Genomic DNA, 25,764 nt, shown 5'->3' with positions numbered 1-25,764 from the left:
CGCGTCGTGGAGTACGGTCCGTCGAGCAGCCCCGGGAGGTGCGCATGTCCGACGGTCCGGTCCACCCGCACCTCGACGCTGCCCTGGCCGGACTGGCCGCCGAGCTCGACGACCGCCTCGCCGAGGCCGACGCCGCCCTGGCCGCCGGCTTCCCCGGTGAGCGGCCCGGACGCCAGCCGGTGCACACCGTCTACGTCCCCGCCGACGCCTACGCCGCCGACCTGGTCCCCGACTGGGGAGCGCGGGCGGCTGCCGCCGTCGCCCGGCACCCCGAGGAGTTCGCCCGGCTCACCGCGCCGGACGACGGCTCGTCCGCGGAGACCCTGAGCAGCCTGGTCCGGGCCAAGCTGACCCGGGAGCCGATCGAGGACCTGCGGATCGACTTCGAGGACGGCTACGGCACCCGGCCCGACGAGGAGGAGGACGCCCACGTCGCGGCGGCCGCCGCCGCCCTCGCCACGGCCGAGCGGGACGGCACCGGGACGCCCTTCCGCGGGATCCGGTGCAAGAGCCTCGAGGCGCCGACCCGGCACCGGGGGCTGCGCACGCTGGGCCTCTTCCTGGGCCGGCTGCTCGAGGACGGCGGCACCCTCGACGGCTTCGTGGTCACCCTGCCCAAGGTCACCAGCGTCGAGCAGGTCGAGGCGATGGTGCTGGCCTGCTCCCGGCTGGAGGCGACGCTCGGGCTGCCCGAGGGGGCACTCCGGTTCGAGGTGCAGGTCGAGACCCCCCAGTCGGTGCTCGGGCCGGACGGCACCGCCCTGGTGGCCCGGATGATCCACGCCAGCGCGGGCCGCTGCAGCGGGCTGCACTACGGCACCTACGACTACTCCGCCTTCTGCGGGATCGCCGCCGAGCACCAGTCCCTGGAGCACGCCGTGGCCGACCACGCCAAGCTGGTGATGCAGGCCGCGGCCGCCGGCACCGGCGTCCGCCTCTCCGACGGCTCCACGAACATCCTCCCGGTGGGCGAGCCGGCCGCGGTCGCCGCCGCCTGGGCCCTGCACCTGAGGCTGGTCCGCCGCTCGCTCGCCCGCGGCTACTACCAGGGCTGGGACCTGCACCCGGCCCAGCTCCCGACCCGGTTCGCGGCGACGTACGCCTTCTACCGCGAGGGCTTCGCGGGCGCGGCGGAGCGGCTGCGGCGCTACACCGCGGGCCCCGACACGGCCGCGGGAACGGGCAGCGCCGGCAGCGCGGGCGGCGGGGGCGGCACGGCCAGCGGGGACAGCGCGGACGGGGCCGGCGTGCTCGACGAGCCGGCCACCGCCCGGGCACTGGCCGACGTCGTCGTCCGCGGCACCGACTGCGGCGCCGTCACCGAGGCCGAGGTCACCGCGGCCGGGCTCGACCCCCAGCGACTGCTCGTCCTGGCCCGCCGGACCCCGGACAGGGGGTAGTTTCTCCGACCATGGCCAACGTGTTGGGCGCCAACCGCTACGGCAAGGCGGAGACCCGGGTGGTGCGGATCCACCGGGACACCGACCGGCACGCCATCCGCGACCTGAACGTCTCCACCTCGCTGCGCGGCGACTTCACCGCCGCGCACGTCGACGGCGACCAGTCCCACGTCCTGCCGACCGACACCCAGAAGAACACCGCCTTCGCCTACGCCAAGCGGCACGGCGTCTCCTCCCCGGAGGACTACGCCGTGGCGCTGGGCCGCCGGCTGCTCGAGGCCGCGCCGGCCGCCACCGCCGCCCGGGTCACGGTCGAGGAGTACGCCTGGGACCGGATCCAGGTGGACGGGTCCGGCCACGACCACGCGTTCTCCCGCCGCGGCACCGAGACCCGCACCACCGAGGTCACCGTCGAGGGCCGCGGGACCGACGAGGAGGTCGTGGTGACCTCCGGGCTCCGCGACCTGGTGCTGCTGAAGTCGACCGGCTCGGAGTTCACCGGCTTCCTCACCGACGAGTACACGACACTGGCCGAGGCCCGGGACCGGGTGCTCTCCACCGCGCTGACGGCGCGCTGGACCTATACCGGCGACACCGGGCCCGACACCGACTGGGACGGACGACACGCCGCCGTCCGCCGGACGCTGCTGGCCGGCTTCGCCACGACGTACAGCCGGGCGCTCCAGGAGACGCTCTACCGGATGGGCAGCGCCGTCCTCGACGCCTTCCCCGAGGTCGTCGAGGTCGACTTCTCGGCACCCAACAAGCATCACTTCCTCGTCGACCTCTCGCCGTTCGGGCTGGAGAACGAGGGCGAGGTCTTCCATGCCGCCGACCGTCCCTACGGGCTGATCGAGGCGACCGTGCGCCGCGAGCCGGACGCCCGGTCCGAGGAGCCGGGGCGGCAGTCATGACCCTGGCGGAGCTGAACGCGCTGGGCGACGACGAGGTCCGGGCCCGGCTCGCCCGCTGCCTGGCGGTGCCCCGCTGGGTGGAGGACGTCGCCTCCGGCCGCCCGTACGCCGACCGCGCGGCGCTGCTCGGGACCGCCGACGCGGCGGCCCGCGAGCTCACCGACGACGAGCTCGACCAGGCCCTCGCCGGACACCCCCGGATCGGCGAGCGACCCGGTGCCGGCCACGACGCCGGGCACTCGCGGCGCGAGCAGGCCGGCGTCGACCCGGCCGCCGGGGACGACGTCGCCCGGCTGGCGGCCGGCAACCGCGACTACGAGGAGCGCTTCGACCGGGTGTTCCTGATCCGGGCCGCCGGCCGCGGCTCCGCGGAGATCCTCGCCGAGCTCCGGCGCCGGCTGGCCAACGACGACGCCACCGAACGCGCCGAGACGGTCGACAACCTGCGCGAGATCGCGCTGCTCCGCCTGGAACAGGAGATCTGACCGTGGCCTCGCTGAGCACCCACGTCCTCGACACCACCACCGGTCGCCCGGCCGCGGGCCTGGCGGTCCGGCTCACCGGGACGGACGGGGAGGAGCTCGGGAGCGGCGCCACCGACGCCGACGGCCGGATCGGGTCGCTCGGGCCGACGGAGCTGCAGGCCGGGGACTACGTCCTGCGCTTCGACACCGGCGCCTGGTTCTCCGCGGCCGGCAGCACCGGGTTCTACCCCGAGGTGGTCGTGGTGTTCACCGTCGCCGAGGGCGGCGGCCACCACCACGTGCCGCTGCTGCTGAGCCCGTTCGGCTACTCCACCTACCGCGGCAGCTGAGCCGGTGACGCTGGACCTGGTCGTCCGAGCCCCCCGGGCCGTCGTCGGCGGAGCGGAGATCGCCTGCACGGTCGGGGTCCGGGACGGCCGGATCGTGTCCGTGGGGCCGCTCGGGCCGGCGACCGGGACCCCCGCGGCCGCCGTACGGCTCGACCTGACCGCCGACGAGGTGCTGCTGCCCGGCCTGGTCGACACCCACGTGCACGTGAACGAGCCCGGGCGCACCGAGTGGGAGGGGTTCGCCTCGGCCACGACGGCCGCAGCCGCCGGCGGCGTCACCACGATCCTCGACATGCCGCTCAACAGCATCCCGCCCACCACGACCCTGGCCGCGCTGCGCACGAAGCAGGAGGCAGCGGCCGGCCAGGTGCGGGTCGACGTCGGCTTCTGGGGCGGTGCGGTCCCGGGCAACGGGGCCGACCTGCCGGAGCTGCACGCGGCGGGGGTGTTCGGCTTCAAGTGCTTCCTGATCGACTCCGGCGTCGAGGAGTTCCCCCACCTGGAGCCCGACCGGTTCGCCGCCGCGATGGAGGTCACCGCCGACCTCGGCGCCCTGATGATCGTGCACGCCGAGGACGCCGACCTCGTCGACGAGTCGCTGCTCTCGGGACGTCGCTACGCCGGCTTCCTCGCCTCGCGACCCTCCACCTCGGAGGACAGCGCCATCGCCCGGGTCATCGAGCAGGCCGCCCGGACCGGTGGCCGGGCCCACGTCGTCCACCTCAGCAGCGCCGGCGCGCTGCCGGCGCTGCGCTCGGCACGCGCGACGGGGGTCGACGTGTCGGTGGAGACCTGCCCGCACTACCTCGCCCTGACCGCCGAGCAGGTGCCGGACGGGGCCACCGCGCTCAAGTGCTGCCCGCCCATCCGCGACGCCGCGAACCGGGACGCCCTGTGGTCGGGCCTGGCGGCGGGCGACATCGACATGGTGGTCTCCGACCACTCGCCGTGCACCGCCGACCTCAAGGCGCGGGGCGACGGCGACTTCAGCCTGGCCTGGGGCGGCATCGCCTCGCTGCAGCTGGGGCTGCCGGTGACCTGGACCGCGGCCCGGGAGCGCGGCGTACCCCTGGCCCGGGTCGTCACCTGGATGGCCACCCACCCGGCCGACCGGGTCGGGCTGACCCACAAGGGCCGGATCGAGGTCGGTGCCGACGCCGACCTGGTGGTCTTCGCCCCCGACCGCGAGTGGGACGTCGACCCGGCCCGCCTGCACCACAAGAACCCGGTCTCGGCCTACGCGGGCCGGCACCTGACCGGCGCCGTCCGGCACACGCTGCTGCGCGGCCGCGACGTCACCACCGACCGGCCGCCCGAGGGCCGGCTCCTGCGGAGAGGACACCGATGAACCGCTACGCCACACCCCCCGGCGGGCTGCCGCCCCAGACCCGGCTGACCACGGACCGGGCCCGGTTCACCGAGGCCTACGCCGTGCTGCCGCACGGGACGATGCGCGACATCGTCGCCAGCCACCTGCCGCACTGGGACGACACCCGGCTCTGGATCCTGGCCCGGCCGCTGTCCGGGTTCGCCGAGACCTTCTCCCAGTACGTCGTCGAGGTGGCCCCCGGCGGCGGATCGCAGCGACCGGAGCCGGACCCGGACGCCGAGGCGGTGCTGTTCGTCGTGGACGGGGAGCTCTCGCTGAGCGTCGAGGGCACCCGGCACCGACTGGCTCCGGGCGGCTACGCCTACCTCCCGCCCGGCTGCGCGTGGACGCTGCACAACGACTCGGCCGGCACGGCGACCTTCCACTGGATCCGCAAGGCCTACGAGCGGGTGGAGGGGCTCGACGTGCCGGAGCCGTTCGTCACCGACGAGGCCTCCGCGAGCGTGATCGAGATGCCCGGGACCGACGGGGCGTGGACCACGACCCGGTTCGTCGACGTCGCCGACCTGCGCCACGACATGCACGTCAACATCGTCACCTTCGCCCCCGGCGGCGCGATCCCGTTCCCGGAGACGCACGTGATGGAGCACGGGCTCTACGTGCTCGAGGGCAAGGCGGTCTACCTGCTCAACGAGGACTGGGTGGAGGTGGAGGCGGGCGACTTCATGTGGCTGCGCGCCTTCTGCCCCCAGGCCTGCTACGCCGGGGGCCCGGGGCGGTTCCGCTACCTGCTCTACAAGGACGTGAACCGGCACCCGCGGCTGGGTCGGCCGTTCGCCTGACCCCACCCTCTCCGGCCGTGACCCGCCCTGACCGGCCCTCACCCGCCCGGCCCGGCTCCCTTCCGCGACCCACTCCCCGCGGGTAGTGTGGTCGGCATCACACGGGCTGCTGTTCGGCATGGATAACCAGCAGACCCGGGTCCCTCGCAACCATGCGCCCGCCGGTGCGGGCCGACGTGGGTGTCGACGGACAGGAGTCGCGGATGACGACAGCGCAGGAGATCGCCGAGGGTCAGCCGGGCAGCGCCACCGTCAACGGCCGGGCCCGGGGCCTGGCCGGGATCACGTCGCACACCACCGCCCTCGACTGGCTGCGCGGGCTCGGCCTGACCGGCGCCAAGGAGGGCTGCGCCGAGGGCGAGTGCGGCGCGTGCTCGGTGCTGGTGGCCCGGCCCGCGATCGCGGCCACGGGTGAGTCGGGTGCCGCGCAAGCGACGGGCGGCACCGAGTGGGTGGCGCTGAACGCCTGCCTGCTGCCGGCTGCCGGGCTGGACGGTCAGGAGGTGGTCACCGCCGAGGGGCTGGCCGGCGGGGGGTCCGCGCCGGAGCGGCTGCACCCGGTCCAGCGGGAGCTGGCCGACCGCGGGGGGTCGCAGTGCGGCTACTGCACGCCGGGGTTCGTCTGCTCGATGGCCGCGGAGTACTACCGCCCGGGGCGGGCCGACGGGAGCGCCGAGGCCGGCGACCCCGAGGCCGGCGACCCCGAGGCCGGCGACCACGAGGCCGAGCGCGGGGCGACGGAGCAGGGGCCGAACGGCTTCGACCTGCACGCCCTCGGCGGCAACCTGTGCCGCTGCACCGGCTACCGGCCGATCCGCGACGCCGCCTACGCGCTCGGCACCCCGGCCGCCGGCGACCCTCTCGCCGAGCGACGGGACCGGCCGCCGCCCGCGGTGCCGGCCACCCGGGTCTCCCCCGCCCCCTCGGGGTCGGCGCGGTCGTCCGGGTCGACGGGCGGCGGGTACCTCCGACCCGGCTCCCTGGCCGAGGCGCTGGAGATCCTGGCCGAGCACCCCGAGGCGACGGTGCTCGCCGGGTCGACCGACCTCGGCGTCGAGGTGAACCTGCGCGGCGCCCGGCCGGCGTACCTCCTGGCCGTCGACCGGCTCCCCGAGCTGCGCGGCCTCGCGGCGGCGGGCGAGCAGATCCGGCTCGGCGCCGCCTTGTCGCTGACCGAGGTCGAGCGGCTGCTCGCGAGGCGGGTGCCCCTGCTCGACGACCTGTTCTGGCAGTTCGGCTCCCGGCTGGTCCGCAACGCGGCCACGCTCGGTGGCAACCTCGGCACCGGGTCACCGATCGGGGACGCGCCGCCGGCGCTGCTCGCCCTCGACGCCAGCCTGGTGCTGGCGTCCTGGCGCGACGGCGGCGTGGTCGAGCGGGTGGTGGACCTCGCCGACTACTTCACCGGCTACCGCACCACGCGCCGCGAGCCCGGCGAGCTGATCACCGAGGTCGTGATCCCGCTGCCGCTGGCCGGGCTGACCGCCTTCCACAAGATCGCCAAGCGTCGCTACGACGACATCTCCAGCGTCGCGGTCGGGTTCGCGCTCGACGTCCACGGCGGCGAGGTGCGCCGGGCGAGGATCGGCCTCGGCGGCGTCGCCGCCACCCCGGTCCGCGCTCGCGCCACGGAGGAGGCCCTCACCGGCCGACCGTGGGACGACCGCACCGTCGCGGCGGCCGCGGAGCGGCTCGCGGAGGAGGGCACCCCGCTCGACGACCACCGGGCCAGCGCCCGCTACCGGGCGGCGATGCTCGGGGAGTCGCTGCGCAAGCTGTACGCCGAGCACCCGGACCCGGCGCTCCCGGACGGAGCCCTCGCATGAGCCGGCTCTCCGAGCGACCCGACGGCGCCGTGGTGGGCGAGGCCCTCCCCCACGAGAGCGCCACGCTCCACGTCACCGGGCTGGCGCTCTACACCGACGATCTCGTCGCCCGGACCAGGGACTGCCTGCACGCCTGGCCGGTGCAGGCGCCCCACGCGCACGCCCGGGTCACCGGCCTGCGCGTCGAGCCTGCCCTCAACGAGCCCGGCGTGGTCCGGGTGCTCACCGCCGCCGACGTGCCGGGGGTCAACGACGCCGGCATCAAGGAGGACGAGCCGCTCTTCCCCACCGAGGTGATGTTCCACGGCCACGCGGTGTGCTGGGTGCTGGCCGAGACGCTGGAGGCCGCACGACGGGGTGCCGAGCGGGTCGAGGTCGACTACCGGCCGCTGCCGTCGGTGGTCGACCTGCGCGGGGCGATCGCGGCCGACAGCTTCCAGGGAGCCCAGCCCACCGTGCAGCGCGGGGACGTCGGGGCCGGGCTGGCCCGCTCGACCCACGTCTTCGGGGGCGAGATCGAGTTCGCCGGGCAGGAGCACTTCTACCTCGAGACGCATTGCTCGCTCGCGCACGTGGACGAGGCCGGCCAGGTGTTCGTGCAGTCCAGCACCCAGCACCCCTCGGAGACCCAGCAGATCGTGGCGCACGTCCTGGGCCTGCGCAGCCACGAGGTCACGGTCCAGTGCCTGCGGATGGGCGGAGGGTTCGGGGGCAAGGAGATGCAGCCGCACGGGCTGGCCGCGATCGCCGCGCTCGGCGCCACCCTGACCGGACGCCCGGTCCGGCTCCGGCTCAACCGCACCCAGGACCTGACGATGACCGGCAAGCGGCACGGGTTCCACGCGAGCTGGCGGGTCGGCTTCGACGACGACGGCCTGCTGCAGGCGCTCGAGGCGACGCTCACCTCCGACGGCGGGTGGAGCCTGGACCTCTCCGAGCCCGTGCTGGCCCGCGCGCTGTGCCACGTCGACAACGCCTACTGGGTGCCGGACATCCGGCTCACCGGCCGGATCGCCCGCACCCACAAGACCTCGCAGACCGCCTTCCGCGGCTTCGGCGGGCCGCAGGGGATGCTGGTGCTCGAGGACATCCTCGGCCGCTGCGCGCCACGGCTCGGGCTGGACCCGGCCGAGCTGCGCCGCCGGAACTTCTACGTCGACGGCCAGGCCACGCCGTACGGGCAGCCGGTCCGGCACGCCGAGCGGCTCGCGACCGCGTGGGAGCAGGTGCACGCCACGGGAGACCTCGCCGCCCGGCAGGAGGAGGTCGCCCGGTTCAACGCCGACCACCCGCACCGCAAGCGCGGGCTGGCGGTCACCCCGGTGAAGTTCGGGATCTCCTTCAACCTCACCGCGTTCAACCAGGCCGGGGCGCTGGTGCACGTCTACAAGGACGGCTCGGTGCTGATCAACCACGGCGGCACCGAGATGGGCCAGGGGCTGCACACGAAGATGCTCCAGGTCGCCGCAACCACGCTCGGGGTGCCGCTCGACACCGTGCGGCTCGCGCCGACCCGCACCGACAAGGTGCCCAACACCTCGGCGACCGCGGCCTCCTCCGGCGCGGACCTGAACGGCGGCGCGGTCAAGGACGCCTGCGAGCAGATCCGGGGCCGGCTGACCGAGGCCGCCGCGGGGGCGCTCGGCGTACCGCCGGGCGAGGTGTGGATCAGGGACGGCGTGGTCGGGGCGGGGGGCACCGACCGGACGCTGACGTGGGCCGAGCTCGTGCACGCGGTGTACTTCGCCCGGGTCCAGCTCTTCGCGGCCGGCTACTACCGGACCGAGGGGCTGCACTGGGACTCCACAGCGATGCGGGGCTCGCCGTTCAAGTACTTCGCCTACGGTGTCGCGGCGGCCGAGGTCGAGGTCGACGGCTTCACCGGCGGCTACCGCACCCGGCGGGTGGACATCGTGCACGACGTCGGCGACAGCCTCTCGCCGCTGGTCGACCTCGGCCAGATCGAGGGCGGCTTCGTCCAGGGCGCCGGGTGGCTGACGCTGGAGGACCTGCGCTGGGACACCGGTGACGGAGAGGGCACGGGCCGGCTGGCCACGCAGTCGGCGAGCACCTACAAGCTCCCGAGCTTCTCGGAGATGCCGGAGGTGTTCAACGTCGCGCTGCTGGAGCGGGCGCACGAGGACGGCGCGGTCTACGGGTCGAAGGCCGTCGGCGAGCCGCCGCTCATGCTGGCATTCTCGGTGCGCGAGGCGCTGCGGGCGGCGGTGGCGGCGTTCGGCCCGCCCGGCACCAGCGTCGACCTGGGCTGTCCGTCGACGCCGGAGGCGGTCTATTGGGCCGTGGTGGCGGCGCGGTCGCACCGGCCCGAGGAGACCCCGCGGTCCGGTCCCACGGGAGCCGACGGGACCCGGCCGGACGAGCCGCCCCCGCCCGACCCCGACGCACCGGCACGGCTGCCCGAGTCGGAGCTGGCGCCACACCTGCTCGGCGGTCCCCGGGCCGACGTCGGGGAGGGGCGATGAGCCTGACCTGGCTGCGGGCGGTCGAGTCCCTCCGGGAGCGGCGCGAGCCGGGGGTCCTGGTCACGGTCGCCCACGTGCGCGGTCACGCACCCCGCTCCGCCGGCGCCAAGATGGTGGTCACCGCGACCTCCTCGTGGGAGTCGGTGGGCGGCGGCAACCTCGAGGCGGTGGCCGTCGAGCGGGCCCGCCGGATGCTGGCCGACGGGGTGACCGAGCCGGTCACGGTGGTCTCCGACCTCTCCGACCGGGCACCGCTCGAGCACGGCGTCCAGTGCTGCGGCGGTGAGGTGACGCTGCTGCTCGAGCCGCTCCCGGTCCAGCCCGCGGTCGCCGTCTTCGGGGTCGGCCACGTCGGACTCGAGCTGGCCCGGATCCTGGCCCGCCTGGACCTCGACCTGCACCTGGTCGACTCCCGACCCGGGCAGCTGACCGACACGGCGCTGGCCCCGCTGGCCGACGCCCGGGCCCGGGTCCACGTGCACCGGGTGCCGGTGCTGCCGGAGCTGGTCATCGCCGAGCTCCCCCGCGGCACGCACGTCCTGATCCTGACCCACGACCACGCCGAGGACGCCGCGCTGGTCGACGCCGCGCTGCGCACCGACCACCTCGCCTCGATCGGGCTGATCGGATCCCGCGCCAAGTGGGCCCGGTTCCGGGCGAAGCTGGCCGCGGAGGGCCACGACGAGGCCACGATCGCCCGGGTCACGACGCCGATCGGCGACCCCGGGATCCGCGGGAAGGACCCGGCGACGATCGCGGTCGGTGTGGCGGCCGCGCTGCTGCGCGGCATCGAGGACCTCGAGCCGGTGCCGGACCCCACGCGGGACCGTGCCCGGAGCCGGGCTCGGGCCCACGACGGGGACCGGGCCCGGGACCAGGGGGCGGCCCGGTGACCGACCCGGTGGCCGGCCCGGGCCCCGGCACCCTCTTCCGGGGCACCTTCGTCGACACCCCGGTCAGCCCGTTCGCCGGCGGGGGCCTGCGGGTCGAGACCGACGGCGGCCTCCTCGTGCGGGCCGGACGGATCGTCGAGCGGGACGGCTTCGCCCCCCTGCGCGCCCGGCACCCCGACCTCGACGTGGTCGACCTCAGTGGCGGCCTGGTCCTGCCCGGCTTCGTCGACACCCACGTGCACTACCCCCAGGTCCGCGCCATCGGCGGCCTCGGCATGCCGTTGCTGGACTGGCTGGAGCAGTGCGCCCTGCCGGAGGAGGCCCGGCTGGCCGACCCGGCGTACGCCGCGACGCTGGCGGGCGAGTTCGTCTCCGGCCTGGTCGCCGCCGGCACCACCACCGCGCTGGTCTTCGGCGCGCACTTCGCCCCCGCCGTCGAGGTGCTGTTCACCGAGGCCGCCCGGGTCGGGATCCGGGTCACCAGCGGGCTGGTGGTCAGCGACCGGATCCTGCGCGAGGACCTCTACACCTCACCGGAGCGGGCCTACGCCGAGGGCCGGGCGCTGGCGGAGCGGTGGCACGACGTGGACCGGAGCCGGTACGCCGTGATCCCGCGCTTCTCGCTCTCGTGCACCGACGACCTGCTCGACTCCTGCGGGGCGCTGCTCAAGGACGTGCCGGGATCCTGGTTCACCTCGCACGTCAACGAGAACCTCGCCGAGATCGGCGCCGTCGTCGGGCTCTTCGAGCACCGGGAGCACTACCTCGGCACCTACGACCACCACGGCCTGGTCGGGCGGCGCAGCGTGTTCGCCCACAACGTCCACGCCACCGACGACGAGCTCGCGATGCTGGCCGCCGCCGACGCCAGCGTCGCGCACTGCCCCACCAGCAACGCCGCCCTGGGCAGCGGGCTGTTCCCGCTCCGGGGTCACCTCGAGCACGGGGTCCGGGTGGCGCTGGGGTCCGACGTCGGCGCCGGTGCCGGGTTCTCCCTGTTCAAGGAGGGTCTGCAGGCCTACTTCGCCCAGCAGCTGCTCGGACCGGCCGGGCTGCCGCTCGGCGCCGCCCACCTGCTGCACCTGGCCACGACCGCGGGGGCGCAGGCCCTCGACCTGGGCGGCACCGTGGGGGACTTCTCGGTCGGCAAGGACTTCGACGCCCTGTGGCTGCGGCCCGCGGAGCGCTCCACCCTCGACGTCTCGCTCCGGCACGCCCCGGACACCGAGACCGCCGTCGCCCGCGCCTTCGCCCTGGCCACCCCGGCGGACGTCGCGGCCGTCTGGGTCGGCGGCGACCGGATCGACCGGGGCTGACCCGGCCGCCTGGCGAGCGGCCCGGCCAGCCCGACCGGCCCGACCGGCCCGGACGGGCCCGACCGGCCCCGTGGCTCAGCCGCCGGCGGCGACCACGACGTCGTAGGCCGGCAGGGTCAGGAAGTCCACGAAATCGTCGTCCAGCGCGGTCCGGACGAACAGCTCCCGCGCCCGGTCGAGGTGCTCGGCGTAGGCGCCGGCGTCGACCAGGGCGGCGTACTCCTCCTCGACCAGCCGCTCGACCAGCTCGCGGGTGACGACCGCACCGGTGTCGAGGGTGGCCGCCGCGTGCGTCCACTGCCAGATCTGGGAGCGGGAGATCTCGGCGGTGGCGGCGTCCTCCATCAGGTTGTCGATCGCCGCCGCGCCGTTGCCGGCCAGCCAGGCGGCGAGGTAGCCGATGCCCACGTGGATGTTGCCGCGCAGGCCGGCCTCGGTGCGCTCGCCCGGGGTGCGGTCGAGGGCGAGCAGGTCCGCCGCCGTGACCGACACGTCCTCGCGCCGCCTCGCCAGCTGGTGGGGGCCCTCCAGCACGGCGTCGAAGACCTCGGCGCAGAGCGGCACCAGGTCGGGGTGGGCCACCCAGGAGCCGTCGAAGCCGGCCTCGACCTCGCGCTGCTTGTCGGCGCGCACCTTCGCGAACGCCGCCGCGTTCACCTCCGGGTCCCGGCGGCTGGGGATGAAGGCCGCCATCCCGCCCATCGCGAAGGCACCCCGCCGGTGGCAGGTCCGGACCAGCAGGTCGCTGTAGGCGCGCATCATCGGCGCGTCCATGCTGACCGCGTTGCGGTCCGGCAGGGTGTGGTCGCCGGGGGCGTCGCGGAACGTCTTGATGATGCTGAACAGGTAGTCCCAGCGGCCCGCGTTCAGCCCGCTGGCGTGCTCGCGCAGCTCGTAGAGGATCTCCTCCATCTCGAACGCCGCTGTGATCGTCTCGATCAGCACCGTGGCCCGCACCGTGCCGTGCGGGATGCCGAGCTCCGCCTGGGCGTGGGTGAACACCTCGTTCCAGAGCCGGGCCTCGAGGTGCGACTCCATCTTGGGCAGGTAGTAGTAGGGGCCCGAGCCGCGGGCGAGGAGCTCGGCGGCGTTGTGGAAGAAGTGCAGCCCGAAGTCGACCAGGGCGCCGACCGCCGGGCGGCCGTCGACGTACAGGTGCCGTTCGGGCAGGTGCCAGCCGCGGGGACGCGGCAGGACCACCGGCAGGTCGTCGGGGTCGCGGAGCCGGTACTCCTTCCCCTCCGGCGAGGTCAGGCTGATCGTGCGGCGTACGGCGTCGTACAGCGTGACCTGGCCGCCGACCACGTTCGCCCAGTGCGGGGTGTTCGCGTCCTCGAGGTCGGCCAGCCAGACCCGGGCCCCTGAGTTGAGGGCGTTGATCGCCATCTTGCGCTGGGTCGGGCCGGTGATCTCGACCCGGCGGTCGGTCAGGTCGGCGGGGGCCGGGGCGACCTGCCAGTCGCCGGCGCGGACCTCGGCGGTCTCGGGGAGGAAGTCCAGGCGGCCGGTGCGCGACAGTTCCTCGCGGCGGTCCCGGCGGGCGAGCAGCAGCTCATCGCGGCGGGCCCCGAACCGACGCTGCAGATCGGCGACGAACGCCAGCGCGGGTGCGGTCAGGATCTCCTCATCACGCTCGACCGGCGGCCCGGTCACCTCGACGTCCGGCATCGGTGCTCCTCCTCCAGCGGGTCGCACCAACCTAGCGTGGCCGGCCCGCCGGCGGCGTCGCCGTCAGCGGTCCCTCAGGCCTCGGCCTCGGCCTTGATCCGGGACAGCGTCTGGCGCATGCCGTCGCGGAGCTCGCTCGTGAACTGCTCCTGCCCGCCGAGGACCGTGTCGACGAGCCGGTTCGAGATCGCGGCGGTGCCGTCGGGGGTGCGACGGCGCTGGACGACCCGGGTTCCGGTCGTGGTCGGCTCCAGGCTGAAGGACCAGATCGTGTAGTTGTCCTTGATCCGGAACGCGAACTCCGAGTGCGGCTCGAACGCGACCACCTTGGACCGGGTCGGCCACACGAGCGGGCCCCGCCGGTTGATGTTCACGGTCCGCGTCCCGAGGCCGACGCCCCGGCCGCCACGCACGATCGTCTTCACGACCTGCGGGCTCCAGCGCGCCATCCGGGGCAGGTCGGTGACCAGGGCCCAGACGGTGGCGGGCGGTGCGGAGACCTCGATGGACTCCTCGAGCAGCGGGGCGACGGACACGGATCCTCCTGGATCGTCGGGGTGACGGTGCGGGGTGACGGGTGGGTGGTGGTGCGGTGCGGTGCGGCGACTGTAGGGGCGCCGGACCCTGACGCGCTGTCACCTGGATCACGCCACCCTCTTGCACAATCTCTGTGCATAGGTATTGTGGATGTCGTGGACCCTCATCCCCGGCTCGACGGTCGGACCCTCCTCGTCCTCTCCTCGCACCCGCTGCGCAGCCGTCTGCTCGGCCAGCTGCGGCTCGCCGGTCCGGCGACCGCGACCGGGCTGGCCCGGGAGCTGGGCACGAACACCGGCGCCACCAGCTACCACCTGCGCCGCCTGGCCGAGGTCGGCCTGGTCACCGAGACCGGCGAGGGCCGCGGCCGCGAGCGCTGGTGGCGGGCGACCCACGAGATGCACAGCTGGTTCCCCAGCGACCTGGCCGGCGAGGCGGACGGGGAGGCGGCCCTCAGCCTGCTCCGCGACGAGCACCGGCGGCGGTTCTCCGAGCTGGCCGACCAGTGGCTCGCCCACGAGCACTCCTGGCCGGCGGAGTGGCGCGACGCCGCCGGGGCCGGCGACTGGTTCCTGACCCTCTCCGCGGGTCAGGTCCGGGCGCTGCAGGACGAGCTCGCCGAGGTGCTGGAGCGGCACCGCGGCCTCGAGCCCGAGCCCGGCGCCCGACGCGTCTTCGCCTACCTGCACCTGCTGCCGGAGGTCGACCCGGAATGAGCCCGCTGACCGTGGTCGGGCTGCGGCGCCGCTTCCTGGTCCTCACCGCCCTGCGCTGGCTGCCCACCGGACTGCTGCTCCCGGTGCTGGTGCTGCTGCCGCTCGAGCGGGGGATCGGCCTGGCCGACCTCGGCCTGGCCTTCGCGGTCCAGGGCTTCGTGGTGCTGGCCCTGGAGCTGCCGACGGGCGGGCTCGCCGACGCCCTGGGGCGGCGTACCGTGCTGCTCGCCTCCACCGCGGTGGGCCTGGCCTCGGTCGCGGTCTTCCTGGTCGCGGACTCGGTCCCCGCGCTGGTGCTGGTGTTCGCGCTGCAGGGGGTCTACCGCGCGCTCGACTCCGGGCCGCTCGAGGCGTGGTACGTCGACTCCGCGCTGGCGCTGGACCGGGGAGCGGCCATCGACCGCGGCCTGAGCGCACACGGCGTGGTGCTGGGCCTGGCCGTCGCCGGCGGGGCGCTGGTCTCGGGCGGACTGGTCGCGCTCGATCCGGTGCCGGCCCTGGACGCGCTGGCCACCCCGGTCGCGGTCGCGCTGGCCCTCCAGGTCGCCGGCGTGGCCGGGCTGGCGCTGCTCATGGTCGAGCCGCGCGAGCCCGGCGGGTGGCGGGTGGCGCTGGTGGCGGCCCGGGCGACGCCGGCCACGATCGTGCAGGGCCTCGCCCTGGTCCGGGGCTCCCGGGTGCTGGCCGCCCTGCTCGCGGTCGAGCTCTCCTGGGGGTTCGCGATGGTGACCTTCGAGAGCCTGACCCCGGTCCGGCTCCAGGAGATCCTCGGCGACGCCGACGCGGCCGCGGCCATCACCGGGCCGGCCGGCTCCGCAGCGTGGGTGGCCTCGGCCGCCGGCGCCGCGGTGATGCCCTTCCTGGGTCGCCGGCTGGGCGTCGCGGCCACCGCGGCGCTGATGCGGGTGCTCCAGGGCGCCACCGTGGTGGTGATGGGGCTGGCCGGTGGCGTGGTCGGCGTGCTGGTCGGCTACCTGCTCTGCTACACCGTGCACGGGGCCTCGAACCCCGCCCACATGACGCTGCTGCACCGCGAGGCGACCGGCCCCGTGCGCGCCACGGTGATCTCGCTGAACTCCATGGTCTCCCAGCCGGCCGGCTCGATCGGCGTCGTCGTCCTCACCGCCCTGGCCGAGGGCCAGGGCGTCTCGACGGCGATGTACGTCGGCGGCGCGGTGCTGGCGCTGGCCGCCCCGCTCTACCTCCCCGCCCACCGCCAAGAGCGCCGACCCGTCGCAAGTGTCGGCCCTCAGACCCCCGACCCGTCGTGAATGTCGGCCCTCAGACCCCCGACCCGTCGTGAATGTCGGCCCTCAGAGCGCCGACCTGTCGTGAGTGTCGCGCCGCGCCCGACACAAGCGACGGGTCGGCGACTCCAGCGCCGACACAAGCGACGGGTCGGCGGCTTCTGAGCCGACACAAGCGACGGGTCGGGGTCAGGGGCGGTCGGGGCGGGCGGACCACCAGGCGAGCAGAGCGTCGCGGGCCGCCTCGAAGGACATCGGACCGTCGTCGAGGCGCAGCTCGAGCAGGTGCGCGTAGGCGGCGCCCACGTCCCGGCCGGGAGGGATCCCGAGGATCTCCATGATCTGGTTCCCGTCGAGGTCCGGCCGCATCGAGGCCAGCTCCTCCTCCTCGGAGAGCCTCCCGATCCGCGCCTCGAGGTCGTCGTAGGTGCGGCGCAGCCGCTCCGCCTTCCGCCGGTTCCGGGTGGTGCAGTCGGCGCGGGTCAGGATGTGCAGCCGCTCCAGCTGGTCGCCGGCGTCGCGGACGTAGCGCCGCACCGCGGAGTCGGTCCACTCCCCGGAGCCGTAGCCGTGGAACCGCAGGTGCAGCTCCACCAGCTTGGAGACCGCGTCGATGTCGTCCCCGGAGAAGCGCAGCGCCGCCATCCGCTTGCGGGTCAGCTTGGCCCCGACCACGTCGTGGTGGTGGAAGGTCACCGTGCCGTCGTCGACGAAGCGTCGGGTCCTGGGCTTGCCGACGTCGTGCATGAGCGCCGCGAACCGGGACACGAAGTCCGGCCGCGCCGGCTCGCCCTCGGCAGCCAGCCGGTGCTCGAGGTCGATCGACTGCTCGAGCACCGTGAGCGTGTGCTCGTAGACGTCCTTGTGCCGGTGGTGCTCGTCGCGCTCCAGCGCCAGGGCGGGCAGCTCCGGCAGCACGTGCCCGGCCAGGCCGGTCTCCACCAGCAGCGTCAGCCCACGACGGGGGAACGGCGCGCACACCAGCTTCACCAGCTCGTCGCGCACCCGCTCGGCGGAGATGATCGCGATCCGGTCGGCCATCGCGGTCATCGCGGCGACCACCTCGGGCGCGACCGTGAATCCGAGCTGCGCGGCGAAGCGGGCCGCCCGCATCATCCGCAGCGGGTCGTCGGAGAAGGAGTCCTCGGGCGTGCCCGGCGTGCGCAGCACCCCGGCGGCCAGGTCCACCACGCCGCCGTACGGGTCCTCGAACCCCCGCCCGGGCAGGGACAGGGCCATGGCGTTCACCGTGAAGTCGCGCCGGCCGAGGTCGCCGGCGAGCGAGTCCCCGAAGTCCACGTCGGGCTTGCGCGAGGAGGCGTCATAGGCCTCCGAGCGGTACGTCGTGACCTCGACCTGCCAGTCCCCCTTGCGGCAGCCGATGGTCCCGAAGGCGCGGCCGACGTCCCACACGGCGTCCGCCCAGCGGCGCAGCAGCCGCTCGGTCTCCTCCGGTCGCGCGGAGGTGGTGAAGTCGAGGTCGGTCTGCAGCCGACCCAGCATGGCGTCGCGCACCGGACCGCCGACCAGGGCCAGCTCGTGCCCCGCCGCCTGGAACCGGCTGCCGAGCTCGTCGATCACCGGGGCGATCCGCTCCAGCTCGCGGGCGACGGTGCGCTCGACCTCGCTGATCGAGATGGTGGGGGGCGCGGCGTCGGACACGGGAGACAAGAGTAGTCGCCACCCGGACGGCTAGAGTCGGCGCCGTGATCCGACGGCTGGCAGTGCTCCTCGCGCTCGCAGTCGTCGTCCTCGGACTCGCGGTCGCCTGGACCCCCGGCGGCGCCGAACCGGCCCTGGAGGAGATCAGCGCGCCGGGTCCACGGAGTCCGAGCGGGCCCGCCGAGCCGACCGGGACCGACGATCGACCCGCCTCCGCACCGGCGGGCGGGGTCGACCGGGCCGGCCGGGCGCCGGTCGACCGCAGCACCTCGCGGACGACGCGGCGGGTGCGCGAGGCCGTACCCGCGCGGGCCCAGGAGGGCCGGGACTTCACGGTCAGCCTGGACCGGGTCTCCCCGGTCATCCCCCGCTCCGGCCCGCTGCGCCTGAGCGGGACCGTCACGAACGTCAGCGAGCAGACCTGGACCAGCATCAACGTCCACCCGCTGACCTCCTTCTACCCCATGACCAGCGCCCGCGAGCTGCAGGTCTCGGCCGCCTCGGACCCGGAGATCTACCTCGGCCCGCGGATCACCGAGGCCGGGGCCTTCGACAACTCGATCGAGACCCTCGGGCCCGGCGAGACCGCCCGGTGGTCGGTCCGGATCCGACGCGACCTGCTCCGGATCAGCGAGGAGGAGGGCGTCTACTGGGTGGGCGTGCACGTGCTCGGGGCCGACGAGGACGGCCTCCGGGACGGCACCGCCCACGGTCGGGCGCGCTCGTTCGTCCCCCTCGTGGGCCGGGGCCGGGACCGGGTGCCGACGTCGCTGGTGCTGCCGGTGCGACGGATCGTCGAGCGCACCCCCGAGGGCCGCCTTGCCGACGTGGCCGGCTGGACCGAGGCGCTCAGCCCGGGCGGCCGACTCGCCAACCTCCTGGACTTCGCACGCACCTCCCGTGACCTGCCCCTGACCTGGGTGATCGACCCGGCCGTGCCGGCCGCGGTCCGTCAGCTCGCCCGGGGCAACCCGGAGCTCAGCCTGGCCCCGTCGGGCGGCGCCGGGGACGGCAGCGAGGGCGGGGACGCCAGCGAGGACGGCGGCGAGGGCGGCGACGAAGCCGACGGTGACGAGGAGCCGGCGGCCGGCGACGACCCCGCAGAGCAGCCGGAGCCCGACCCCGACGCGATCCCCGCCGTCCAGCCGGCCAAGGACTGGCTCGACGACCTCGCCGAGCTGACCACCGGGCGTCGGGTCCTGGGGCTGCCCTACGGCGACGTCGACGTGGTCGCCGCCGCCGACAACGCCCCCGGGCTCTACGCCCGGGCCCGGGCCCTGTCCGAGACCACCTTCGACGAGCTGGGGATCCTCGCCCAGCCGGCCGTGCTGTCCCCCTCGGGACTGCTCACGGACGCGGCACTGGCGCTGGTCCCCGACGACGTCGAGGTGCTGCTCTCCGACGAGGCCCTCCCGGCCCGGTTCTCCAGCGCCGAGTCCGGTCCCTCGACGATCACCGTGGCCGGCAACCGGGTCGCGGTGTACGACGCCGCGGCCGGCACCGGCGGCCCCGGACCGGACCGGCGGCTGGCTCGGGTGGCACTGCGCCAGCGGATCCTGGCCGAGGCCGCGGTCCGGTCCCTGGCGGGAGGCAGCGGGTCGCTGCAGGTCGTGCTTCCGCCCGGGTTCGACCCCGGCACCGGCGGGCGGGCCTTCTTCGCCGGCCTGGACCAGCGGTTCGTGGACCCGCGGTCGGCCGGGGTCGACCCCACCGGCCCGGCGCCCGAGGTGGCCGAGGTGACCTACCCCCAGCGCCAGCTCCGGCGCGAGCTGCCGGCCGCCCAGCTGGCCTCCGCACAGCAGCTGGTCGAGGCCGGCCAGACGCTCGACGGGATCCTGCCGGGCACCGACGCGGTCGCCCCGCAGGTGCTGGCCCAGGCCCTGACCGGGGTCTCCTACGAGACCCGGGACGACCCCGAGGAGGCCGCCCTGGCCACCCGGCGTACCGCCGACCGGATCCGCGACCTCCTCGGCCTGGTCCGGATCGAGGCGCCGTCGTTCGTCATCCTCTCCTCGGAGACCGGCCCGTTCGCGGTGACCGTGACCAACGACCTGGACCAGCCGGTCGAGCTGCGGATCGAGGCCTACACGGCCGATGACCTGGTGATCCGGGCCCCGGAGAAGGTCGAGCTGGAGGCCGGCACCCAGCAGACGGTCGAGCTCGACGCGGAGGCGCGCTCGATCGGCGTGCACGCCGTCCGCCTGGTCGCCGCCGGTGAGGACGGCAGCCTGCTCGGCTCCTCCGACGTGCTCAACGTGCGCTCGAACAGCGTCGGCACGGTCATCTGGGTGATCCTCGGCGTCGGTGTCGGGATCCTCTTCCTGGCGATCCCGGTCCGGTGGGCGCGCCGTCGGCGCCGGGCCGCGCGGGAGGGCGGGACCGCCCCCGCGCTGCAGGTCCGGGGCCGGCGGGACGGGACCGCATGAGCGGGACGACCGACCGCGAGGGCGGCCCGGGCGACCCGGGCGACCAGGACGACCAGGGCAGCCAGGAGCACCAGGGCCCGACCGTCCTCGGCAGCAGCGCGGTGATGGCCGCCGGCACCGTGGTCTCCCGGATGAGCGGCTACGTCCGCTCGGTGCTGCTCGCGGCCGCCCTCGGCAACGCCCTGCACGCCGACCTGTTCACGATCGCCAACACGATCCCCAACATGCTCTACATCCTGCTCGCCGGCGGCGTCTTCAACGCCGTGCTGGTCCCCCAGCTGGTGCGGGCGATGAAGAACGACCCCGACGGCGGCGACGCCTACACCCAGCGGATCGTGACCCTGGCCGGCCTGTTCCTCGGCGGCGTGACTGTCCTGTTGGTGGTGCTGGCCCCCCAGGTGATGTCGCTCTACCTCGACGGCTCGTACGACGACCCCTCGCTCACCGCGGAGCGGGCCTCGGTGATCGACTTCGCGCGCTACTGCCTCCCGCAGGTGTTCTTCTACGGGATGTTCGTGCTGGTCGGGCAGATCCTGAACGCCCGCGGTCGGTTCGGGCCGATGATGTGGGCCCCGATCACGAACAACCTGACCACGATGGCGGTCCTGGTCGTCTACATCGCCGTGTTCGGCACCAGCTCCACCGGCGCGTACAGCACCGGCGAGGAGCTCCTCCTCGGGATCGGGTCGACGGTCGGCATCGCCCTGCAGTTCGTGATCCTGGTGCCGTTCCTGCGCTCGGCGGGCTTCCGGTTCCGGCCCCGGTTCGACTTCCGCGGCACCGGCCTGGGGCACACGCTGCGGCTGGGCACGTGGACCGTCCTGTTCGTGATCGTCAACCAGGTCGCCTACACGGTCGTGGTCCGGCTGGCCTCGGGCGGCACCGCGGAGTCGGCGGACGGCACCGGCTACACGATCTACGCGAGCACGTTCCTGCTGGTGATGGTGCCGCACGCGGTGGTGACGGTGTCGCTGGCCACCGCCGTGCTGCCGCGGCTCTCGGCCAGCGCCGCCGAGGGCCGCCTGGACGCCCTGGCCTCGACGCTGGCCTCGACGCTGCGCACGACGCTGGTGCTGATGATCCCGTTCGTGCTGCTGGTGCCGCTGATCTCGGTCGAGCTCTCCGACCTGATCTGGGGGTACGGCGCGGCCGAGGCGGCCTCGGCGAACTACGCCCCGTCGCTGGCGCTGTTCGCCCCCGGCGTCGCCTTCTTCACCGTGCACTACCTCATGCTCCGCGGCTTCTACGCCCTGGAGCAGACCCGGACCGTCTTCTGGGTCCAGTGCGTGATCGCGGCGGTGAACGTCGCCCTGGCCCTGACCCTGGTGACCGCGACCGACGCCGCCTTCACCTCCCCGGCCCTGGTGCTCGCCTACGGTGCGGCGTACGCCGTCGGCGCCTGCCTGTCCTACCTGGTGCTCCGGCACACCCTGGGCGGCCTGGACACCCGGCGCACCCTGCGCTTCCTGGTCCGGACGCTGCTCGCCGCCGGTCTGGCCGCCGCGGTCGCCTGGAGCCTGGCCCGCGGACTGCACTCCTGGTGGGGGGACGAGGCGACGGGCAAGGGCGAGGCCCTGCTGTTCGTGGCCGCGGTCGGCCTCGTCGACGCGGTGGTGTTCCTCGTCCTGGCGCGGGTGCTGCGGATCCGCGAGGTCACCGAGCTGGTCGAGACCGTGACGCGGCGGTTGCCGGTCCCCGGCCGGAGGTGACCTGGCCCCTACGATGGGCCGGAGAGGCCCAGTCATGAGCCAGTCACGAGGCGTTCACGAGGCGGTCACGAGGGAGCCGGTGGACGCGAGGCCGACCAGGGTGAGGAGAGGTGAGGAGCGGGATGCCCGGCACGATGCGACCCGGTGACGTGCTCGCCGGACGCTATCGCTTGGTCGACCTGCTCAGCGAGGCCCGGGGCGGCCGGTTCTGGCGGGCGTGGGACAGCGTCCTGGCCCGGCACGTGGCCCTGCACCTGATCGCCGAGGGCGACGACCGCGCGCCCGCGCTGATGGAGGCGGCCCGCCGCTCCGCCACCCTGCACGACCCGCGGCTGCTCCGGGTCCTCGACGCCGACGTCGTCGACGGCCTGTGCTTCGTCGTCAACGAGTGGGGCGAGGGAGAGTCCCTCGACCAGATGCTGGTCGAGGGCCCGCTCACGCCCCGGCGCGCCGCCTGGCTGGTCAGCGAGGTCGGCGCCCTCGTCGCCCACGCCCACGAGTCCGACATCGCGCACGGCCGGCTGGTCCCCGAGAACGTGCTCATCGACGAGGGCGGTGCGGTCAAGATCATCGGCCTGGCCGTCGACGCCGCGCTGCACGGCCTGCCGTCCACCCGGACCGCGGCCGACGTGGTGGACCTGGCCGCCCTCCTCTACGCGGCCATGACCGGCAAGTGGCCCGGGAACTCCGGCTCGCGGGTGCCGGCGGCACCGCAGGAGCACGGCTGGCCGCTGCGCCCGCGCCAGGTCCGGGCCGGGGTGCCGAGGGTGCTCGACGCCCTCTGCGACGAGGTGCTGGGGGCCCCGTCGGCCCAGCCGGGCGGCCACGACTCGGCCCGCGCGATCACCGACGCCCTGGTGGAGTACGTCGGCGACCCGGCCGCCGTGGCCGAGGCCGAGGCGGCCCGGCACCGGGGCAACCCGACCCCGCGGATGCCGGGGCTCGTTGGCCCGATCCCGTCCCCGGCCGCGTCCTCGACGCCTCCGACCGCGTCCCCCACCGCTTCCCCGACGGTTTCCCCGACCGCTTCCCCGACTGCTTCCCCGGGGGGCCCAGCGGCGGCCACTCCGGGCCCGGTGCCCCCGGTCGTGCCCGGCCCGGGCCCGGCCACCGGTGCCGACGCGGGTGCGGACCCGGACCGGACGGCCGTGCAGGCCGCGGTGTCCCCGTCCGCCGGATCCGCGGCCGGACCCCCAGCCGGCACCTCGGCCGACCCGGCAGCCGGCTCCGACACCGGCCCTGAGACCGAGCCCGAGGCCGGCCCCGGAGCGGACGCCGACCCCGGGCACACCGACGTCCTCGAGCCGGTGCCGGTCGACGCGGGCGACGCGTCGGACGCGTCCGACAGGGCCGAGGGGGCTGACGGGGCCGGGAGGGCCGGGAGGGCCGACGACTCGTCCGGAGCCACCCGTCCGGCCACCGCGCCGGCCGGCGAGCCAGCCGGCGACCCGGAGCAGACCCCCGGGGCGACCCGGCCCCGCACCGAGGAGACCCAGGCGGGGGTACCGGTCTTCTACGACGAGATCGAGGACGTCGGCTGGATGTCCTCCCAGGGGGAGTCGGCGCCACCGCCGCCACCGCCGTTCGAGGAGACGCCCGAGCGACCCCTGTTCGCACCGGACCCACCCGAGGGACAGCCGGTCCGGGTCTCCCGCGCGACGGGGGCGGCGCCGACCGACCACGGCGGCCCCGGCCCCGACAGCGGCAGCATGGGTGGCACCGGCACCGACACCGGCGGCTTCTGGCCCTGGGAGACCGGCGCCGGCGTCCCCGCCCCGCCCACCGAGCCCGGGGAGGACCCGGAGCCGGTGCCCGGCCGCAGCTGGCTGCGGATCGCGGCCGTCATCGCGGCCGTGGTCGTGCTGCTCGTGGTGATCGCCTACGCGTTCGACCGGGGGCGCCAGGGCGGCGGCACACCGGCCACCAGCGACGACCCGGAGCCGTCGCCGACCGTGACCGACGCCCAGCCGGTGCGGGCGACCGCCACCGACTTCGACCCGCAGGGGGACCCGCCCGCGGAGAACCCGGAGCTCGCGCCGCTGGCCGTCGACGGCGACGCGGCCACCGCGTGGCAGACCAGCACCTACCGGCAGAACTTCGGGCCGGGCGGCCTCAAGACCGGCGTCGGGCTGCTGCTCGACCTCGGCGAGGTCCGCGACGTGGCCCAGGTCGAGCTGACCTTCACCTCCTCCCCCACGGCCGTCCAGCTGCTGGCCGCGGACTCCGAGACCGCCCCGTCCGACGAGGAGGGCCTGAGGACGGTCGCGGAGGGCCGGGCCGGCGGCAACCGGGTCACGCTCACCCCCGACGAGCCGACCAGCGCCCGGTACGTCGTCGTCTGGCTCACCTCGCTCCCCGCCGTGGACGGAGGCTTCCGCGGTCAGGTCGCGGAGATCCAGGTCCTGGCATGAGCAAGGCCGCCCAGGGGGGTGTGCCGCCGGGGCCGGACCGCAGTGACCGGGACCTGCTCGCGGCGCACGTCGCGGGCGACCCGGACGCCTTCGGTGAGCTCTTCGCCCGGCACCGGGACCGGCTCTGGGCGGTGGCGCTGCGCACCAGCGGCAACCCCGAGGATGCCGCCGACGCGCTCCAGGACGCCCTGATCTCGGCGTTCCGCCGGGCCTCCGGCTACCGCGGCGACGCCGCCGTCACCACCTGGCTGCACCGGGTGGTGGTCAACGCCTGCCTGGACCGGATCCGGCACACCCGGTCGCGGGCGGCCGACGCACTGCCCGACGACCTGGAGGCATCCCCCGATCACGGCGGCCGGACCACGATCGACCGTGCGCCGGGACCCGAGGCCCGGGTGCTGGACGACGAGCGCCGGCAGCAGGTGCTGGCCGCGCTCGCCACCCTCCCGCCGGAGCAGCGCGCGGCGCTGGTCCTGGTCGACATGGAGGGCTACCCCGTGGCCGAGGCCGCCGCGGTGCTCGACTGCGCGGTGGGGACGGTCAAGTCGCGCTGCGCGCGCGGCCGGGCCAGGCTGGCCCCGCTGCTCGGCGTACTGCGCGATCCGGAGGAGCCGACCGAGGGGTCGGGGAACCCGGACCCCGGCTCCTCCGTCCCATCCACGGACCGCACCCGCGGACCACCCGCAACGCCACCCGCAACCCCGCCCACCGCCCCACCCGCAACCCCCACCGGCTGACCCGCACGCCCCGGACGACACCCCGCAGGAGGTGAACCGTGACCGATCCCGAGCTCGACCCGACGCAGGAGCGCGCGGTGCGACGCCTGCTCGCCGACGCCCGGCACGAGGGCGGCGTCCCCGACGAGGTCGGCGCCCGGCTCGAGGCGACCCTGGCCGACCTGGTGGCCGAGCGGTCCGCCGGAGCCGGGGTCACCGGCGCCGACGCCGACCCGGGGCCGGGATCGGCCACCGTGGTCGCCCTCCGCCGACGCCGGTGGCCGGCCGCGCTGCTCGCCGCCGCGACCGTGGCCGCGATCGGCTTCGGCACCACCCAGATGCTCGCCGGCCAGGACAGCGGCGGTGGCGACGCCGGCAGCACGGCCGAGTCCCTCGACTCCGGCGGGGGCGACGCGGCGCTCCCGGAGTCCGCAGGGGCGGACCTCGAGCCGCGCACGACCTCCCGGCGGGACCTGCGCCAGGCCCGGGACCAGCTGGCCCGGCTCGACCTCGCCGGACTGCGGGTGGCCGGGGTGGACCCCGACACCGGGCTGACCTCCGGTCCGAGCGGTCCCGAGGCCGCCGACGAGTACGAGGCGCCGGGGCCCGCTGAGCTGGGCAAGGCGGCCGACGCCGACCGGCTGGCCCGGCAGCGGGCCCAGGCCGTCGGCTGCGGGCCGGCCGAGCCGCGCGCCGGGGCGGAGCGGATCCTGGCCGACTTCAAGGGGCGCCCCGCGCTGGTCGTCATCGACCCGGTCCAGGGGGCCGCCCAGGTGGCCCGGGTCTACGTCTGCGACGGCCCGACGCCTCAGGAGCCCGTCCGTAGGGTGCGGCTCGCGCCCGAGGGCTGACCG

At 75.3% G+C, this 25,764-nt stretch carries 20 protein-coding genes; 17 read left to right on the top strand and 3 right to left on the bottom strand.

Annotated elements, in window-relative coordinates; all coding sequences use genetic code 11:
• The first annotated feature begins 44 nt into the window (after nt 1–44).
• From IE331_RS15425 to IE331_RS15380, 10 genes are all read left to right on the top strand, one after another.
• Nucleotides 45–1,400 carry a DUF6986 family protein gene (locus IE331_RS15425; protein WP_192144359.1) on the top strand — a complete coding sequence of 452 codons (1,356 nt, stop codon included), beginning with the start codon at nt 45–47 and terminating at the stop codon, nt 1,398–1,400.
• Between the two features lie 11 nt (nt 1,401–1,411).
• Nucleotides 1,412–2,314 carry a factor-independent urate hydroxylase gene (gene pucL / locus IE331_RS15420; protein WP_192144358.1) on the top strand — a complete coding sequence of 301 codons (903 nt, stop codon included), beginning with the start codon at nt 1,412–1,414 and terminating at the stop codon, nt 2,312–2,314.
• Nucleotides 2,311–2,799 (top strand): 2-oxo-4-hydroxy-4-carboxy-5-ureidoimidazoline decarboxylase, encoded by a 489-nt coding sequence (gene uraD, locus IE331_RS15415; protein WP_192144357.1) that lies wholly within the window; start codon nt 2,311–2,313, stop codon nt 2,797–2,799. The genes pucL and uraD overlap by 4 nt, the downstream gene beginning before the upstream one ends.
• A 2-nt stretch (nt 2,800–2,801) precedes the next feature.
• Nucleotides 2,802–3,128 (top strand): hydroxyisourate hydrolase, encoded by a 327-nt coding sequence (gene uraH / locus IE331_RS15410; RefSeq protein ID WP_192144356.1) that lies wholly within the window; start codon nt 2,802–2,804, stop codon nt 3,126–3,128.
• 4 nt (nt 3,129–3,132) lie between these two features.
• Nucleotides 3,133–4,476: an allantoinase AllB gene (allB, locus tag IE331_RS15405; RefSeq protein ID WP_201931842.1), complete on the top strand. Its 1,344-nt coding sequence runs from the start codon at nt 3,133–3,135 to the stop codon at nt 4,474–4,476.
• On the top strand, nt 4,473–5,300 hold the full coding sequence (locus IE331_RS15400; protein WP_192144355.1) for a bifunctional allantoicase/(S)-ureidoglycine aminohydrolase: 828 nt from the start codon (nt 4,473–4,475) through the stop codon (nt 5,298–5,300). The genes allB and IE331_RS15400 overlap by 4 nt, the downstream gene beginning before the upstream one ends.
• 203 nt (nt 5,301–5,503) lie before the next feature.
• Nucleotides 5,504–7,126: a xanthine dehydrogenase small subunit gene (locus tag IE331_RS15395; protein WP_192144354.1), complete on the top strand. Its 1,623-nt coding sequence runs from the start codon at nt 5,504–5,506 to the stop codon at nt 7,124–7,126.
• Nucleotides 7,123–9,609 carry a xanthine dehydrogenase molybdopterin binding subunit gene (xdhB, locus tag IE331_RS15390; RefSeq protein ID WP_192144353.1) on the top strand — a complete coding sequence of 829 codons (2,487 nt, stop codon included), beginning with the start codon at nt 7,123–7,125 and terminating at the stop codon, nt 9,607–9,609. The genes IE331_RS15395 and xdhB overlap by 4 nt, the downstream gene beginning before the upstream one ends.
• Nucleotides 9,606–10,502 carry a xanthine dehydrogenase accessory protein XdhC gene (xdhC, locus tag IE331_RS15385; protein ID WP_201931841.1) on the top strand — a complete coding sequence of 299 codons (897 nt, stop codon included), beginning with the start codon at nt 9,606–9,608 and terminating at the stop codon, nt 10,500–10,502. Before xdhB ends, xdhC begins: the two co-directional genes overlap by 4 nt.
• Nucleotides 10,499–11,818, top strand: a complete 1,320-nt coding sequence (locus tag IE331_RS15380; RefSeq protein ID WP_201931840.1) for a guanine deaminase — start codon at nt 10,499–10,501, stop codon at nt 11,816–11,818. Before xdhC ends, IE331_RS15380 begins: the two co-directional genes overlap by 4 nt.
• Before the next feature lie 75 nt (nt 11,819–11,893).
• On the opposite strand, the gene aceB is transcribed toward IE331_RS15380, so the two are convergent.
• Nucleotides 11,894–13,486: a malate synthase A gene (gene aceB / locus IE331_RS15375; protein WP_192144352.1), complete on the bottom strand. Its 1,593-nt coding sequence runs from the start codon at nt 13,484–13,486 to the stop codon at nt 11,894–11,896.
• A gap of 74 nt (nt 13,487–13,560) precedes the next feature.
• Nucleotides 13,561–14,022: an SRPBCC family protein gene (locus IE331_RS15370; protein WP_192144351.1), complete on the bottom strand. Its 462-nt coding sequence runs from the start codon at nt 14,020–14,022 to the stop codon at nt 13,561–13,563.
• 156 nt (nt 14,023–14,178) lie between these two features.
• Here IE331_RS15370 and IE331_RS15365 point away from each other — a divergent pair, with 156 nt between their 5' ends.
• Together IE331_RS15365 and IE331_RS15360 are read left to right on the top strand one after the other, a co-directional pair.
• Nucleotides 14,179–14,739, top strand: a complete 561-nt coding sequence (locus IE331_RS15365) for a helix-turn-helix domain-containing protein (protein WP_201931839.1) — start codon at nt 14,179–14,181, stop codon at nt 14,737–14,739.
• Nucleotides 14,736–16,010 (top strand): MFS transporter, encoded by a 1,275-nt coding sequence (locus IE331_RS15360; protein ID WP_192144350.1) that lies wholly within the window; start codon nt 14,736–14,738, stop codon nt 16,008–16,010. The genes IE331_RS15365 and IE331_RS15360 overlap by 4 nt, the downstream gene beginning before the upstream one ends.
• 165 nt (nt 16,011–16,175) lie before the next feature.
• Here the strand turns inward: IE331_RS15360 and IE331_RS15355 are convergent, their stop codons facing one another.
• Nucleotides 16,176–17,648, bottom strand: coding sequence for a CCA tRNA nucleotidyltransferase (locus IE331_RS15355; protein WP_192144349.1), 1,473 nt, complete (start codon nt 17,646–17,648; stop codon nt 16,176–16,178).
• A 44-nt stretch (nt 17,649–17,692) separates the two neighbouring features.
• On the opposite strand from IE331_RS15355, the gene IE331_RS15350 reads away from it, so the two are divergent.
• The 5 genes from IE331_RS15350 (at nt 17,693) to IE331_RS15330 (ending at nt 25,761) form a co-directional block, all read left to right on the top strand.
• Nucleotides 17,693–20,074, top strand: a complete 2,382-nt coding sequence (locus IE331_RS15350) for a DUF6049 family protein (protein ID WP_192144348.1) — start codon at nt 17,693–17,695, stop codon at nt 20,072–20,074.
• Nucleotides 20,071–21,783, top strand: coding sequence for a murein biosynthesis integral membrane protein MurJ (murJ, locus tag IE331_RS15345; RefSeq protein ID WP_192144347.1), 1,713 nt, complete (start codon nt 20,071–20,073; stop codon nt 21,781–21,783). The genes IE331_RS15350 and murJ overlap by 4 nt, the downstream gene beginning before the upstream one ends.
• A 122-nt stretch (nt 21,784–21,905) precedes the next feature.
• Nucleotides 21,906–24,194 carry a hypothetical protein gene (locus IE331_RS15340; RefSeq protein WP_192144346.1) on the top strand — a complete coding sequence of 763 codons (2,289 nt, stop codon included), beginning with the start codon at nt 21,906–21,908 and terminating at the stop codon, nt 24,192–24,194.
• The gene (gene sigM, locus IE331_RS15335) at nt 24,191–24,931 is read left to right on the top strand and encodes an RNA polymerase sigma factor SigM (protein WP_192144345.1); all 741 of its coding nucleotides are present in this window, start codon (nt 24,191–24,193) and stop codon (nt 24,929–24,931) included. The genes IE331_RS15340 and sigM overlap by 4 nt, the downstream gene beginning before the upstream one ends.
• Before the next feature lie 38 nt (nt 24,932–24,969).
• Nucleotides 24,970–25,761: a hypothetical protein gene (locus tag IE331_RS15330; RefSeq protein WP_192144344.1), complete on the top strand. Its 792-nt coding sequence runs from the start codon at nt 24,970–24,972 to the stop codon at nt 25,759–25,761.
• The last annotated feature ends 3 nt before the right edge of the window (nt 25,762–25,764 follow it).

Origin of the sequence: Nocardioides donggukensis (assembly GCF_014842875.1) — a bacterium.
In the GTDB taxonomy this organism is placed as follows: Bacteria; Actinomycetota; Actinomycetes; order Propionibacteriales; family Nocardioidaceae; genus Nocardioides; species Nocardioides donggukensis.
This window is presented reverse-complemented; position numbering and strand designations above follow the sequence as displayed.

Bases quoted from the DNA above. Each gene is read 5' to 3' on its own strand.
- IE331_RS15425 (WP_192144359.1), top strand. From the start codon at position 45: ATGTCCGACGGTCCGGTCCACCCGCACCTCGACGCTGCCCTGGCCGGA.
- pucL (WP_192144358.1), top strand. From the start codon at position 1,412: ATGGCCAACGTGTTGGGCGCCAACCGCTACGGCAAGGCGGAGACCCGG.
- uraD (WP_192144357.1), top strand. From the start codon at position 2,311: ATGACCCTGGCGGAGCTGAACGCGCTGGGCGACGACGAGGTCCGGGCC.
- IE331_RS15400 (WP_192144355.1), top strand. From the start codon at position 4,473: ATGAACCGCTACGCCACACCCCCCGGCGGGCTGCCGCCCCAGACCCGG.
- IE331_RS15395 (WP_192144354.1), top strand. From the start codon at position 5,504: ATGACGACAGCGCAGGAGATCGCCGAGGGTCAGCCGGGCAGCGCCACC.
- xdhB (WP_192144353.1), top strand. From the start codon at position 7,123: ATGAGCCGGCTCTCCGAGCGACCCGACGGCGCCGTGGTGGGCGAGGCC.
- xdhC (WP_201931841.1), top strand. From the start codon at position 9,606: ATGAGCCTGACCTGGCTGCGGGCGGTCGAGTCCCTCCGGGAGCGGCGC.
- aceB (WP_192144352.1), bottom strand. From the start codon at position 13,486: ATGCCGGACGTCGAGGTGACCGGGCCGCCGGTCGAGCGTGATGAGGAG.
- IE331_RS15360 (WP_192144350.1), top strand. From the start codon at position 14,736: ATGAGCCCGCTGACCGTGGTCGGGCTGCGGCGCCGCTTCCTGGTCCTC.
- murJ (WP_192144347.1), top strand. From the start codon at position 20,071: ATGAGCGGGACGACCGACCGCGAGGGCGGCCCGGGCGACCCGGGCGAC.
- IE331_RS15340 (WP_192144346.1), top strand. From the start codon at position 21,906: ATGCCCGGCACGATGCGACCCGGTGACGTGCTCGCCGGACGCTATCGC.
- sigM (WP_192144345.1), top strand. From the start codon at position 24,191: ATGAGCAAGGCCGCCCAGGGGGGTGTGCCGCCGGGGCCGGACCGCAGT.